Origin of the sequence: Aeromonas sp. R4-2 (genome assembly GCF_040908295.1) — a bacterium.
In the GTDB taxonomy this organism is placed as follows: Bacteria; Pseudomonadota; Gammaproteobacteria; order Enterobacterales; family Aeromonadaceae; genus Aeromonas; species Aeromonas veronii.
The window spans coordinates 112,418-125,580 of sequence record NZ_JBFODL010000025.1 but is presented as its reverse complement, the minus strand read 5'-3'; the positions used below and the strand labels follow the sequence as shown (position 1 = coordinate 125,580).

At 60.5% G+C, this 13,163-nt stretch carries 14 protein-coding genes; 12 read left to right on the top strand and 2 right to left on the bottom strand.

The window, feature by feature from the left end; all coding sequences use genetic code 11:
- The first annotated feature begins 12 nt into the window (after window positions 1–12).
- From rsfS to lipA, 10 genes are all read left to right on the top strand, one after another.
- Window positions 13–354, top strand: a complete 342-nt coding sequence (gene rsfS, locus AB5Y99_RS20045) for a ribosome silencing factor (protein WP_101529552.1) — start codon at window positions 13–15, stop codon at window positions 352–354.
- A 19-nt stretch (window positions 355–373) separates the two neighbouring features.
- Complete coding sequence (gene rlmH, locus AB5Y99_RS20040; RefSeq protein ID WP_368210686.1) at window positions 374–841, top strand: 23S rRNA (pseudouridine(1915)-N(3))-methyltransferase RlmH; 468 nt, start codon at window positions 374–376, stop codon at window positions 839–841.
- A gap of 103 nt (window positions 842–944) precedes the next feature.
- Window positions 945–2,867 (top strand): penicillin-binding protein 2, encoded by a 1,923-nt coding sequence (gene mrdA, locus AB5Y99_RS20035; RefSeq protein ID WP_103250745.1) that lies wholly within the window; start codon window positions 945–947, stop codon window positions 2,865–2,867.
- The gene (gene rodA / locus AB5Y99_RS20030; protein WP_005335170.1) at window positions 2,860–3,963 is read left to right on the top strand and encodes a rod shape-determining protein RodA; all 1,104 of its coding nucleotides are present in this window, start codon (window positions 2,860–2,862) and stop codon (window positions 3,961–3,963) included. The genes mrdA and rodA overlap by 8 nt, the downstream gene beginning before the upstream one ends.
- Window positions 3,963–4,961, top strand: coding sequence for a lytic murein transglycosylase B (mltB, locus tag AB5Y99_RS20025; protein ID WP_181223919.1), 999 nt, complete (start codon window positions 3,963–3,965; stop codon window positions 4,959–4,961). The genes rodA and mltB overlap by 1 nt, the downstream gene beginning before the upstream one ends.
- Window positions 4,903–5,883, top strand: coding sequence for a septal ring lytic transglycosylase RlpA family protein (locus tag AB5Y99_RS20020; protein ID WP_201946329.1), 981 nt, complete (start codon window positions 4,903–4,905; stop codon window positions 5,881–5,883). Before mltB ends, AB5Y99_RS20020 begins: the two co-directional genes overlap by 59 nt.
- A gap of 186 nt (window positions 5,884–6,069) precedes the next feature.
- On the top strand, window positions 6,070–7,266 hold the full coding sequence (locus AB5Y99_RS20015) for a D-alanyl-D-alanine carboxypeptidase family protein (RefSeq protein ID WP_005335176.1): 1,197 nt from the start codon (window positions 6,070–6,072) through the stop codon (window positions 7,264–7,266).
- A 292-nt stretch (window positions 7,267–7,558) separates the two neighbouring features.
- Complete coding sequence (gene ybeD, locus AB5Y99_RS20010; protein ID WP_005335178.1) at window positions 7,559–7,822, top strand: DUF493 family protein YbeD; 264 nt, start codon at window positions 7,559–7,561, stop codon at window positions 7,820–7,822.
- A 62-nt stretch (window positions 7,823–7,884) separates the two neighbouring features.
- Complete coding sequence (lipB, locus tag AB5Y99_RS20005) at window positions 7,885–8,562, top strand: lipoyl(octanoyl) transferase LipB (RefSeq protein WP_040066806.1); 678 nt, start codon at window positions 7,885–7,887, stop codon at window positions 8,560–8,562.
- The gene (lipA, locus tag AB5Y99_RS20000; protein WP_005335190.1) at window positions 8,559–9,524 is read left to right on the top strand and encodes a lipoyl synthase; all 966 of its coding nucleotides are present in this window, start codon (window positions 8,559–8,561) and stop codon (window positions 9,522–9,524) included. Before lipB ends, lipA begins: the two co-directional genes overlap by 4 nt.
- Window positions 9,525–9,628: 104 nt before the next feature.
- On the opposite strand, the gene AB5Y99_RS19995 is transcribed toward lipA, so the two are convergent.
- The gene (locus tag AB5Y99_RS19995; protein ID WP_064335642.1) at window positions 9,629–10,192 is read right to left on the bottom strand and encodes an NUDIX domain-containing protein; all 564 of its coding nucleotides are present in this window, start codon (window positions 10,190–10,192) and stop codon (window positions 9,629–9,631) included.
- A gap of 7 nt (window positions 10,193–10,199) precedes the next feature.
- Complete coding sequence (locus AB5Y99_RS19990) at window positions 10,200–11,000, bottom strand: DUF2989 domain-containing protein (RefSeq protein WP_005335192.1); 801 nt, start codon at window positions 10,998–11,000, stop codon at window positions 10,200–10,202.
- A gap of 211 nt (window positions 11,001–11,211) precedes the next feature.
- Between AB5Y99_RS19990 and AB5Y99_RS19985 the strand changes: the two genes are divergently transcribed.
- Both AB5Y99_RS19985 and AB5Y99_RS19980 read left to right on the top strand, forming a co-directional pair.
- Window positions 11,212–12,645 (top strand): glyceraldehyde-3-phosphate dehydrogenase, encoded by a 1,434-nt coding sequence (locus tag AB5Y99_RS19985; RefSeq protein ID WP_368210684.1) that lies wholly within the window; start codon window positions 11,212–11,214, stop codon window positions 12,643–12,645.
- Window positions 12,646–12,716: 71 nt separating this feature from the next.
- Window positions 12,717–13,010, top strand: a complete 294-nt coding sequence (locus tag AB5Y99_RS19980; RefSeq protein WP_021229727.1) for a YeaC family protein — start codon at window positions 12,717–12,719, stop codon at window positions 13,008–13,010.
- Window positions 13,011–13,163 lie beyond the last annotated feature (153 nt).

The window sequence follows — 13,163 nt, the reverse complement described above, 5'->3', positions numbered from 1 at the left end:
AGGAGAGACTCATTGCAAGGCCAAGAATTGCAAGCCTTTATCATCGACAAGATCGATGACATGAAAGGCCGCGACATCATCACCCTCGATGTACGCGGCAAATCCAGCATTACTGACACCATGATCATCTGTTCCGGCAACTCCAGTCGTCACGTCAGCGCCATTGCCCACCATCTGGCCAGCGAGGCCCGCCACGCGGGTCTGGATCTGCTGAGCGTGGAAGGGCAACTGAGCGGTGAATGGGTGCTGGTAGATATGGGCTCGGTGATCGTGCATGTGATGCAGGATGAACATCGTGACTTCTACCAACTGGAAAAGCTGTGGAGCGGTGCCGCTCAAATGAATACGCAATAAGAGCACAAGTGTAACGACCATGAAGATCCAGTTGATTGCGGTGGGCACCAAGATGCCCGCCTGGGTAGAGCATGGCTTCGAAGAGTATCGTCGCCGCTTCCCCAAAGACATGCCGTTTGAACTCGTCGAGATCGGCGCAGGCAAACGAGGCAAAAATGCCGACATTCCCCGCATCCTGCTGAAGGAAGGGGAAGCCATGCTGGCGGCTGCGGGGCGCTCACGCATCGTCACCCTCGACATTCCGGGCAAGACCTGGACCACGGAGCAGCTGGCGACCCAGCTGGAGGCGTGGAAACTCGATGGCCGTGACGTTGCTCTGCTGGTAGGCGGGCCGGAAGGCTTGTCCCCCGAGTGCAAGGCTGCCGCCGAACAGAGCTGGTCACTGTCACCGCTCACCCTGCCCCATCCGCTGGTGCGGGTGCTGGTGGCAGAGAGCCTCTATCGGGCCTGGAGCATCACCACCAATCATCCGTATCATAGAGAGTGAGCCATGCGTCTCTGGAGTCTCACCTCTCATATTCACCCCTATCACAGAGAGTGAACAATGCAGTTCCTGCTCTTATTGCCCCCAAGGGTCTTGAGGTAAAGGCATGCTGAAACAACGCATCGAAATGCGCGATCACAGTGCCGAGGGCAATCTGTTCTTCCGGCGCACCCTGGTAGCCTACATCGGCATCGTCGTGCTGATGCTGGTGCTGCTGGGCAATCTCTATTATCTGCAGGTCGAGTCCTACGACACCTACCAGACTCGCTCCAACTCCAACCGAATCCGCGTGGTGCCGGTGGCACCGCCACGGGGCCTCATCTATGACACCAACGGTGTGCTGCTGGCGGAAAACCGCCCGGTCTACAGTCTGGAAATCGTGCCGGAAGAGACCAAAGATCTCGAAAAAACCGCCGACCAGCTGATCACCCTGCTGGGTCTGCCGGAAGGCACCAAGGAGAAGTTCCTCGCCGAAGTGAAGCGCCAGCGCCGCTTCAAGCCGGTCCCCCTCTACGAGAAACTGACCGAATATCAGGTAGCCCTCTTCTCGGTCAATCAGCATAACTACCCGGGCGCCAGCATCGAGGCCTACCTCAAACGCTACTACCCGTTTGGTGACACTCTCACCCACGCATTGGGCTATGTGGCCAAGATCAATACCCGTGACGTGGAGCGCCTCGAGAAGGAAGAAAAACTCGCCAACTATGCGGCCACCAAGGATATCGGCAAGCAGGGAGTGGAGAAGTATTACGAGGATGAGCTGCACGGTGTGGCGGGCTATCAGGAGGTCGAGGTGAACAACCGCGGCCGGATTGTCCGCACCCTCAAGTTCCAGCCGCCTATTCCGGGCAAGGATATCTACCTCAATATCGACGTCCGGATGCAACTCAAGGCCCAGCAACTGCTGGCTGGCCAGCGCGGTGCCATCGTGATGATGGACCCGAAAACCGGCGCCATCCTGGCCCTGGAGTCGAGCCCCAGCTATGACCCCAACCTGTTCGTGACCGGTATCTCCAGCGCCAACTACTCGGCGCTGCTCAACGATCCGGCGCGGCCGCTGGTGAACCGCACCACTCAGGGCATTTATGCCCCTGCCTCCACCGTCAAGCCCATGATGTCCATCATGGGTCTCAACGAGGGGGCCATTACCCCGGGCTACCGCTATTTCGGCGGCCCGAGTTTCTCCATTCCCGGCACCACCAAGAAGTTTCGCGACTGGCGCCGCTGGGGTCATGGCTGGCTCGATGTCTATCGCGCCATCGAGGTCTCGGCAGATACCTACTTCTACGATCTCGCCTATCGGGTCGGCATCGACAAGATCCACAGCTACATGACCAAGTTTGGCTTCGGTCAGTACACAGGGGTCGATCTTTATGAAGAGACCAAGGGGGTCATGCCGTCCCGTGACTGGAAGATGGCCCGTTGGCGCCAGCCCTGGTATCAGGGTGACACCATCTCTGTCGGTATCGGTCAGGGCTACTGGAGCGCCACCCCGCTCCAACTGGCCAAGGCGATCAGCATCCTGACCCAGAATGGTCACGACGTCACCCCGCACCTGCTCAAGAGCACCGCCTCCCAGGCGGGGGTGGTCGATGCCCCCATCAACCCCAATATCGCCCTCAAGCTCAAGAACGACAGCTTCTGGAAAGTGGCGCAGGATGGGATGTGGCGAGTCAACCATGGCAGTGAAGGCAGTGGCCGTCACTCGTTTGCCAAGGCGCCTTACTCCTCAGGCGGCAAATCGGGCACAGCCCAGGTAGTCGGTTTGAAGGAAAATCAGGTTTACAACATCAAGACGGTTAAGGCGGAGCATCGCGATAACGCTTTGTTCGTTGCTTATGCCCCCTTCGAGGCGCCCAAAGCGGTGGTAGCTCTGGTACTGGAAAACTCCATCGGAGGTGGTGGTGGTCGAGCTGCATCGCCCATTGCACGCCAGATGCTGGATGCCTATCTGCTGCCCCCTGATCCGCAACTGCCACCGGCACCGGAAAAGCCGTCCCAACCGAGTGAGGTCGCTCCCAATGAGTAATTCTGCCCGCCAGCAGAGCATCTGGTACAAGCTGCATATCGACTTGCCCCTGCTGCTCGGTCTGCTGGCCGTGATGACCCTCTCCATGGTGGTGCTCTACTCCGCCTCCGGTCAGGATATGGACTCCATCGTGCGCCAGCTGGTGCGCGGCGGTCTCGCCTTTGCTCTGATGATCGGTCTGGCCCAGCTGCCCCCCTCCCTCTACGCCCGCTGGTCGGTGCCGCTGTTTGCCGTGGTGGTGCTGATGCTGATTGCGGTGGACGTGTTCGGCCACATCGGCAAGGGGGCCCAGCGCTGGCTCGATCTGGGCTTTATGAAGTTCCAGCCCTCCGAGGTGATGAAGCTCTCCATGCCGATCATGGTGGCCGCCTGGCTCAGTCGCCACTCGCTGCCCCCCAAGTTCAGCCATGTGGTGATCGCCCTCATCATGGTGCTGCTGCCCACCCTGCTGATCGCCGCCCAGCCTGACCTTGGCACCTCCATTCTGGTGGCCGCCTCCGGCTTCTTCGTCATCTTTCTGGCGGGGCTCAGCTGGTGGCTGATCGGTTTGGCGGTCCTGCTGATGCTGGCCTTTATGCCGGTGCTCTGGTTCTTCCTGATGCACGACTACCAGCGCCAGCGAGTGCTGATGCTGCTCGACCCGGAGAAAGACCCGCTCGGCCGCGGCTACCACATCATCCAGTCCAAGATTGCCATCGGCTCCGGTGGCGTCTTTGGCAAGGGTTGGCTACAAGGGACCCAGTCCCAGCTTGAGTTTTTACCAGAACGGCATACCGACTTTATCTTCGCGGTATTTAGCGAGGAGTTCGGTCTGGTGGGGGTTGCCCTGCTGCTGGTGCTCTACCTCTACGTCATCAGCCGCTGCCTGTTTATCTCGATGCAGGCCCAGAACAGCTTCGAGCGACTGCTGGGCGGCGCCATCACCCTCACCTTCTTCGTCTATGTGTTCGTCAACATGGGCATGGTGAGCGGCATCCTGCCGGTGGTGGGGGTACCCCTGCCGCTGGTGAGTTATGGCGGCACCTCCATGGTGACCCTGATGGCCGGATTCGGTATCCTGATGTCCATCCAGACTCATAGAAGACTGCTCGCCTGATGAAACGGGCCGGATTGCTGCTCTCGCTCGCCACCACGATGGCGACCGCCGCCGTGGCGCCGGATCGGTTGGCCCTGCTCGCCGAACAGCAGCAGGTGCCGCTGGCGGAGTTGCAGGCCGCCGTCGCCCGCGCCCAGTTACGGCAGGAGGTGCTCGACACCATCAGCAAGCCGTGGGAGGCCAAACCCTGGCATCGCTACCGGCCGCTGTTCGTTACCCCGGATCGCATCCGTGATGGCCAGCAGTTCTGGCAGCAACATGCCGAGACACTGGCCCGCGCTGAGCAGACCTATCGGGTGCCCGCCTCGCTCATCGTGGCCATCATAGGGGTAGAAACCTTCTATGGTCGCCAGATGGGCCGTCATCCGGTGCTCGATAGCCTCTACACCCTGGGGTTTCACTACCCCGAGCGGGCCGACTTCTTTGCCAAGGAGTTTGCCCAGCTGGTGGTGCTGGCCAAAGAGGAAGGGTGGCAACTCGATGCCCTCAAGGGCTCCTATGCCGGCGCCATGGGGATGGGGCAGTTCATGCCCTCCAGCTACCGCCACTACGCCGTCGATTTTGACGGGGATGGCAAGCGGGATCTGTTTGCCAACCCGGTCGATGCCATCGGCAGCGTGGCCAACTATTTTGCCAGCCACCAGTGGCGCTGGGGCGAATCCGTGGTGGAACCGGCCCAGATCGGGTTGATGGCAGTCGAACCTCTACTCAGGCCTGAGCCCGAGTTAACACAACAGTGGTCAGAACTGGCGGCGGCAGGGATTGAGCTCGCCACGCCGCTGGCCCCACAGACGCCGGTCAAGTTGCTGGCGTTTGCCCAAGCCGATGGACCGGAATACTGGGTCGCACGGCATAACTTTTATGTGATCACCCGTTACAATCGCAGCCCACTCTATGCGATGGCGGTGTATCAACTTAGCCAAGCCATTCAGGAAGCGTATGCATCTTCGTCACAAACTCCTCCCGCTCAGCCTGAGCTTGTTGCTGGCCGCCTGTAGCAGCCAGCCGGAACAGAGCGCCCCCGTCGAGCCGCAAGCACCGGTCAGCAAGCCACCCGTTATCGAGATCCCGCAAGCCACCGGCGCCATTCCGCGCCCCGAGCCCCTGAGTGCCAGCGGCAACCGGGACTACTGGATCGGCAAGCAGAAGCACGAGGTGTGGCGCGACATCAAACACTACAGCGAAGAGGGCACCGCCAGCTGGCTGTCGCCGGATCTGGACGGCCAGAAGACCGCCAACGGCGATGTGCTGGACAGCAAGCTGTTCAGTGCCGCCCACCGCAACCTGCCCATCCCGAGCTATGTGCGGGTCACCAATCTGGACAACGGGCTGGAGACCATAGTGCGGGTCAACGATCGCGGCCCGTTCAACAGCCCGCGCCTGATCGACCTATCCTACGCAGCGGCCAAGCAGCTGGAGATGGTCGACAGTGGTGAGGCCCGAGTACGGCTGGAACTGATCAGCGACACCCCGGATCAGATGGTGATCATGGAGCCGATGAAGCCCATCGAAATGACTCCGACCACCCCAGCTGCGGCCTCCAACACGCTGTCGCAAGATGGCTTCCTGGGTGAACCGACTGCGCTGGCGATGGCCACTCCCGCTGCCGAACCCGCTCCCGTCAAGGCACCCACGGCCAAGCCCGCCAAAGCGGCACCTGTCAAACCAGCTCCCGCCAAGACCGCAGCTCCTGCCAACAGTGGTGATGGCAAGATGATCCAGGTACTGGCCAGCGGCTCCCGGGATCGGGCCGAGGCGATGGGCAAGGTGATGACCCAGCGTTACGGCGTGCCTTACCGGATCGATGCTCATGGCGCCATTTTCCGTGTGCTGATTGGCCCGGTCGCCGCCGACCAGCAGGCAAGTGTGCTGGAAAAAGTACGTCAGGGCGGGCTGGAACAGGCCTTTATCGTTCCCTGATCGCCCCCTTTTGCTGCGGATGTGACTAACCGCTTACTCACTGTCATCACGTCGTTTTATGGCGTGATGACAGTGAGTGATGGATAAAAAACCAGTTCTGATCGCCATCTCGGGCTATAACCTGCGGGCGCATCTGGTATAGTTAGGCCCGCATTTTATCCCCATCTGGCTCGCAGGAATTTCAAGATGTCCAAATTTGCCCGTTCAGTTCTTCTGGCCTCACTGATCAGCGTAACCGCCCAGGCCAATACGCCGGTGCCGACACCGACCCCGAATGCCATGCCCATGGTGGTACCCGCCGCGCCGGAGATCTCCGCCAAGGCCCATATTCTGATCGATTACTACTCCGGTCAGGTGCTAGCCGAGCAGAATGCCGAAGAGCGTCTGCCGCCCGCCAGTCTGACCAAGATGATGACCTCCTACATCATCGGCCAGGAGCTGCTGAAGGGGAACATCAAGCGCACCGACATGGTGACCATCAGCCAGAACGCCTGGTCCAAGAACTACTCCGACTCCTCCAAGATGTTTATCGAGGTGGGCAAGCAGGTCTCCGTCGATGATCTCAACAAGGGCATCATCATCCAGTCCGGCAACGACGCCTGTGTCGCCATGGCTGAGTTCCTGGCGGGCAGCACCGACTCCTTCGCCAGCCTGATGAACAGCTGGGCCGCCAAGCTCGGCATGAACGACAGCCACTTCATGAACCCGCACGGTCTGGATGCGGAAGGTCACTACAGTACCGCTCACGACATGGCCCGTCTGGGTCAGGCGCTGATCCGCGACCTGCCGGAGGAGTACAAGATCTACTCCCAGAAATCCTTCGTGTTCAACGGCATCACCCAGCACAACCGCAACCGCCTGCTGTGGGATCAATCCCTGCAAGTGGATGGCATCAAGACCGGCCACGTCAGCCAGGTCGGCTATAACCTGGTCTCCTCTGCCACCAACAACGAAGGCATGCGCCTGATCGCCGTGGTGCTGGGCGCCAGCAGCGAAGCCTCCCGCGCCGCCGAGAGCAAAAAACTGCTCACCTATGGCTTCCGCTTCTTCCAGAGCCTGACCCCGTACAAGGCAGGCACCGAGCTGGTCACCCAGAAGATCTGGATGGGCGACAAACCGGAAGTGAAACTGGGCGTCGACAAAGATGTCTCCGTGCTGGTCACCCGCGGTCAGGGTAACAACCTGAAGGCTGACTTCCAGCTCGACAGCGAGCTGAAAGCGCCGCTGGCCAAGGGTCAGCGCGTCGGTACCGTGTTCCTGAAACAGGGTGACAAAGAGATCAAGCAGGTGCCGCTGGTAGCCCTGGAAGAGGTGCAGGAAGGTGGCTTGATGAGCCGTCTGTGGGACTATCTGGTACTGCTGGTCACCAGCTGGTTCAAGTAATCCAACGCACAATCCTCACCAAACAGCGGCGCCAACAGGCGCCGCTGCTGTCTGTGACCGGCAAAGGCAGTGAATAACCCTGTAAACTGCAGGTTCCGCCTTACCCTGATTTGTGGTAAAAAGCAGCACTTCCATCCTTGTCTGACCGATCCTGGCCTTGATCCCGGTCCGGGCAGCGCCCATATAGTTATGAGCCGTGCCCATATAGACTTGAAATGGCGGCCTCCACGGGCCATCGGCCACTAGCCATCCAAGATGAAGTCATCCCGGTGATGACGCAAAAGGTGAGTAAATGAATACCAAGTTTGATGAACTGCTGGAGTTTCCCTGCAAATTCCCGTTCAAGGTACTCGGCGTTGCCGACCCGGCACTGCCGGAAATGGTGGTTGAAGTGCTGCAGCAGCACGCCCCCGGCACCTACAGCCCGACAGTCCAGCCCAGCTCCAAGGGCAACTACCACTCGGTCCGCGTGACCGTGACTGCCCAGAGCAAAGAGCACATCGAAGCGATGTACCACGCCCTTGGCAAGATCGAGCTGGTGAAATACGTACTGTAATTTCTCTCTCGCCCCGTTCTGCGGGGCGACTGTTTTTGGCCGCAGCACGCCGCGAGGACGCCATGTCATCCCAGATCCCCGCCCAGTCCAGCCTGATTGTCAGGCAGCTGGGTCGCCGCCCCTACCAGCCGGTATGGGACGCCATGAAAGCCTTCACCGACAACCGCACCAGCGATACCCCGGACGAGTTCTGGGTGGTCGAGCACGATCCCGTCTACACCCAGGGTCAGGCCGGCAAGGCCGAACATCTGCTCAATCCGGGCAATATCCCGGTGGTGCAGAGCGATCGCGGCGGTCAGGTGACCTATCACGGACCGGGCCAGCTGGTGCTCTACGTACTGGTGGATGTCCGCCGCTGCAAATTCTCGGTTCGCGAGCTGGTGACCGCGCTGGAGACAGCCATCATCAACACCCTCGCGAAAAGCGATATCCAGGCTTATGCCAAGGCCGATGCCCCCGGGGTCTATGTGAAAAATGACCTTGGCATGGAGGCAAAACTGGCCTCGCTGGGGCTGCGCATCCGCAAGGGGTGCTCGTTCCACGGACTGGCCCTCAATATCAACATGGACATGACCCCTTTCCTGCACATCAATCCGTGCGGCTATGCGGGCATGGCCATGACCCAGACCAGCGCCCTGGGCGGCCCGCAAAGCGTGGCCGAGGCGCAATCCATTCTGGTGGCCGAACTGGCCCGCCTGATTGGCTATCAAACAATAACAAACACCGAGAGTGAATCATGAGCAAACCCGTTCGTATGGAGCCGGGCGTCAAGCTGCGCGATGGCGACAAGATGGCCCTGATCCCGGTGAAATTCATGCCGGATCCCAACGAAGAACTCCTTCGCAAGCCGGACTGGATGCGGATCAAGCTGCCCCCCTCCAGCCAGAAGATCGAACACATCAAGAGCACCTTGCGCAAGAACAAGCTGCACTCGGTGTGTGAAGAGGCCTCCTGCCCCAATCTGGCGGAGTGCTTCAACCACGGCACCGCCACCTTCATGATCATGGGCGCCATCTGCACCCGCCGCTGCCCCTTCTGCGACGTGGCCCACGGCCGCCCGCTGGCACTCGATCCGGAAGAGCCGAAGAAGCTGGCGCTGACCATCAAGGAGATGAACCTCAAGTATGTGGTGATCACCTCGGTGGACCGCGACGATCTGCGCGACGGCGGTGCCCAGCACTTCGCCGACTGCATCCGCGAGATCCGCGAGCACAGCCCGCAGACCCGCATCGAGATCCTGACTCCGGATTTCCGTGGCCGGATGGAGCAGGCGCTGGAGGTGTTCCGCGAGACCCCGCCGGACGTCTTCAACCACAACCTAGAAACCGCGCCGCGCATGTATCGCGTCGCCCGCCCGGGTGCCGACTACAAGTGGTCGCTGGAGCTGCTGCGCCGCATCAAGGAGATGCACCCCCACGTACCGACCAAATCCGGTCTGATGATGGGCCTTGGCGAGACCAACGAAGAGATCGTCGAGGTGCTCAAGGATCTGCGCGCCCACGGCGTCAACATGCTGACCCTGGGTCAGTATCTGCAGCCGAGCCGCCACCACCTGCCGGTGAAGCGCTACGTGCCGCCAGCAGAGTTTGACGAGCTGAAAGATGTCGCTATGGAGCTGGGCTTTACACACGCCGCCTGTGGTCCTTTCGTTCGCTCTTCCTACCATGCTGATCTGCAAGCCAAGGGCGAAGAGGTCAAATGATCTCGCACGACAGAGTGGCCAAGTAACCGCCACCCTCACAATGAAAAAGAGCGCCTATTGGCGCTCTTTTTGTTGGTATCACTGACCGTTTCCATTTGATGTGCTCAACAATCGTTGTCGAAGATCCCCTGCTGATGCCAGCGTTGCAGCTGGGCCAGCACCCGGGTCTCTCGCGCCGTCCACTGGGGACAGGGCCCCGCCAGCTGGGTCTTGTTGGTCTGCAGCGCTTCGTCGAGGGCAAACCAGCCGGGCACGAAGCCAAGGCGGATCTCGTAGGGCTGCGGCTGCGGGGCCACCAGCTGATCGCCAATCCGGCACAAGTAGTAGAGCGAGCGGATGCAGTAGGCATCGAACCCAGGCTCGCGGGCGGCGCGATATTCACGGGTCTCGCCAAGCAGGCCCCCCACTTCCCGCAGCTCGGCACCACACTCCTCCAGCAGCTCGCGAGCGAGCGCCACATGGTGGCTCTCCCCCGCTTCAATGCCGCCCCCGGGGAACATCAGATCGCCGTTGACCCGGGAGTGAACGAGCAGCAGCTCGTCGCCACGGGGCACCACGGCGCGCACCGTGAGGCGCTCAAGCGTGCGGCCATCGGTACGTACCTCGCCATGAACGAAAGAGAGATCGAACGGATTGGGCCAGCAGCTGGCCGGAGAGAACGTCGTCATCACTGCCTCAGGGCCGGTAGTTGCCATGCTTTAGCTGCTCGACAATTTCGGCAGCCCGCACATCGTAACCATCCTGCTCTGTCTTGCTCAGGGTGTGGTAGATGCCAAAACGCTTGGCTGAGACCTCGGGGCTATCCTGAAACGACTCGCTCACCTTGCCCCACAGATAGGCCAGCCCATACTGTTTCTGGCCCATATAGAGGGTACTGAGGGAGGTGAATATGCGGCTGTTGACCTTATCTCCCTCCTGATAGAGGGAGAGCCCGTGCTGCAGGGTGGCGATGGCCTTTTCCGGGTCGCTCTTGGCGTAGATACCGCCGAGCGCCAGTTGCAGCTCGGGTTCATCCAGCGCCTTGGTACCTTCCAGAGCCATAAACTGCTGACGAGCCAGCTCGTTGGTGTTGTTGGTCCAGTGCCAGAGCAGCAGGTAGGGATCTTGCGAATTGCGGGTCGCCGCATCGAGCTGGGCCAACTGATCCCCGGCCGCCAGCATGCCCTCTACCCGTGGACTCTTCTGCTCGCGGGCATTCTTGTATTCAATGCTGGTGGAGCGCTCGGCACATTTGAGATAGCGCTCAAGGTTGCGCATCAGCTCGTACTTGCGCCGATCAGTCCCCTCCTCCTTGAGATAGAAGCGACTGCGGATCACATCGGTACGCTCGTAGCGACACCAGCCATCGTCCACCAGATCCTGGCAGAGCTCGGGATGATTGCCACAGATGTTGTGGATCCGATCGTCATTGCAGCCAGCCACGGCAAGGCCGACTGAAAGCATGATGAAGGTCTGTCGCAGGGGGAAATTGGCCATGGTTCACATCTTGTTGGTAACGCGGGTTGGTAACAACTGGCGCCTTTACGGGCCACCTCCGGCTAGCAAACCGGTTACATATCCATTACAATGCGCGCGCCATATAAGGCCGCGATTGCAGAATAATATAACGAAATATACACCCCTACACTGATCTGCATTCGACGAATTTTCTATTTACACCAACAACGTGAAATAAAGGATCTGGTCAATGACCCACGAGCACTACTTGCAAGCGTGGCAGGAGAGCCAGGAGCTCGCCGAAGCCATGCAGCCCTTGATTGGTCGCCTCTACAGACAACAAGGGGTCGAGATCACCCTCTACGGCCGCCCGCTGCAAAACGCCTCCACCATCGATATCCTCAAGGCCCACCGGGTCGTCCGCCGCCACCAGGGCGCCCCCCTCCCCATCCAGCAAAGCTTCCCCCTGCTTCAGGCCATCGTTGCCCTCAAACCCACCGCCGCCGAGGTTGACCTTGGCAAGCTGGCAGTCGGCTACTGGCAGGATCATCAGGATGAAGCGGGGATCGAGGACTATCTGCAAGCGCGACTGGCACCGGCCCTTGGCCGCAGCCAGATGCCGCAGCCGACCGACGTGGTGCTCTACGGCTTTGGCCGTATCGGCCGCCTGCTGGCCCGCCTGCTGATCGAGCGTACCGGCGCTGCCAATCCGCTGCGACTGCGCGCCATCGTGGTACGCGGTGGTCGCGACGGAGATCTGGAGAAACGTGCCAGCCTACTGCGACGCGACTCAGTGCACGGCCCCTTCAATGGCTCCATCGAGGTGGATGTGGAGCGCAGCGCTATCATCGCCAACGGCACCTTCATTCAGGTGATCTACGCCAATAGCCCGGCCGACATCGACTACACCGCCTACGGCATTCACGATGCGCTGATCGTCGACAACACCGGCGTCTGGCGCGATGATGCGGGTCTCTCCGAGCACCTGAAAGCGCGCGGTGCCGGCAAGGTGCTGCTGACCGCTCCCGGCAAAGGGGAGATGAAGAACGTGGTGTTCGGGGTCAACCATGAGGTGATAGGTCCCGATGACAGGATCATCTCCGCCGCCTCCTGCACCACCAATGCCATCACTCCGGTACTCAAGGTGATGCAGGAGCGGTTCGGCATCCGCCACGGCCACGTGGAGACGGTCCACTCCTACACCAACGATCAGAACCTCATCGACAACTATCACAAAGGCGAGCGCCGCGGTCGCAGCGCGGCCCTCAATATGGTGATGACCAGCACCGGCGCCGCCAAGGCGGTGGCCAAGGCGCTGCCCGAACTCAAGGGCAAGCTGACCGGCAACGCCATCCGGGTGCCGACCCCCAACGTCTCGCTGGCGATTATCAATCTGTCACTGGAGCAGGCCACCGATCGGGAGAGCCTCAACGCCTATCTGCAGCAGATGGCGTTAAGCTCGGCCCTCCATCGCCAGATCGACTTCAGCGCCAGCACCGAGCTGGTCTCTTCCGACATGGTGGGTTCCCGTTATGCGGGCATCGTCGACTCCCAGGCGACCATCGCCGAGGGGGATCACTGCGTGCTCTACGTATGGTATGACAACGAGTTCGGGTACAGTTGTCAGGTAGTGCGGGTGATGGAGCAGATGGCTGGCGTAGTCCGCCAGGATCTGCCGGCATAGACCGATAGGGTCTACCTGCATGGCCCATCAGATCCCGCTGTTTATGGCTCAATAGTTCAAGGAGAGGCCGGATGTCGTTTCAACAGGGTGAGTTTTTACAAGCTATCAGGCAGATGCCCGAAGAGGTGTATGAGCGGCTCAAAACCGCTGTCGAGCTGGGCAAGTGGCCCGATGGCAAGCCCCTCACCGACGAGCAGAAGGCCACCTCCCTGCAAGCCGTGATGGCCTGGCAGTCGATGCATCTCGACAACCCGGAGCATATGAACATCGGCCGTGACGGCGAGATCGTGATGAAGAGCAAGAGCGAGCTCAAGCGTCAGTATCGCGACGAGGAAGAGATAGTGCGGGTCGACCTTAACCACTGAGGCTGACCAGGCAGGCCGCTCTCGGCGGCCACAACAGAGAGGGGAGCCATGATGGCTCCCCTCTTTTTTCATATCGATGCCGGGTGACTCATCCCCCTCATCCCCAACCCTTCTCCCGCCAAGGGGAGAAGGGAGCAGGCTCGCACCTGCGAA

Excerpts from the sequence above, each read along its gene's own strand:
- rlmH (WP_368210686.1), top strand. The coding sequence starts at position 374 with ATGAAGATCCAGTTGATTGCGGTGGGCACCAAGATGCCCGCCTGGGTA.
- mrdA (WP_103250745.1), top strand. The coding sequence starts at position 945 with ATGCTGAAACAACGCATCGAAATGCGCGATCACAGTGCCGAGGGCAAT.
- rodA (WP_005335170.1), top strand. The coding sequence starts at position 2,860 with ATGAGTAATTCTGCCCGCCAGCAGAGCATCTGGTACAAGCTGCATATC.
- mltB (WP_181223919.1), top strand. The coding sequence starts at position 3,963 with ATGAAACGGGCCGGATTGCTGCTCTCGCTCGCCACCACGATGGCGACC.
- AB5Y99_RS20020 (WP_201946329.1), top strand. The coding sequence starts at position 4,903 with ATGCATCTTCGTCACAAACTCCTCCCGCTCAGCCTGAGCTTGTTGCTG.
- AB5Y99_RS20015 (WP_005335176.1), top strand. The coding sequence starts at position 6,070 with ATGTCCAAATTTGCCCGTTCAGTTCTTCTGGCCTCACTGATCAGCGTA.
- ybeD (WP_005335178.1), top strand. The coding sequence starts at position 7,559 with ATGAATACCAAGTTTGATGAACTGCTGGAGTTTCCCTGCAAATTCCCG.
- lipB (WP_040066806.1), top strand. The coding sequence starts at position 7,885 with ATGTCATCCCAGATCCCCGCCCAGTCCAGCCTGATTGTCAGGCAGCTG.
- lipA (WP_005335190.1), top strand. The coding sequence starts at position 8,559 with ATGAGCAAACCCGTTCGTATGGAGCCGGGCGTCAAGCTGCGCGATGGC.
- AB5Y99_RS19995 (WP_064335642.1), bottom strand. The coding sequence starts at position 10,192 with ATGACGACGTTCTCTCCGGCCAGCTGCTGGCCCAATCCGTTCGATCTC.
- AB5Y99_RS19990 (WP_005335192.1), bottom strand. The coding sequence starts at position 11,000 with ATGGCCAATTTCCCCCTGCGACAGACCTTCATCATGCTTTCAGTCGGC.
- AB5Y99_RS19985 (WP_368210684.1), top strand. The coding sequence starts at position 11,212 with ATGACCCACGAGCACTACTTGCAAGCGTGGCAGGAGAGCCAGGAGCTC.
- AB5Y99_RS19980 (WP_021229727.1), top strand. The coding sequence starts at position 12,717 with ATGTCGTTTCAACAGGGTGAGTTTTTACAAGCTATCAGGCAGATGCCC.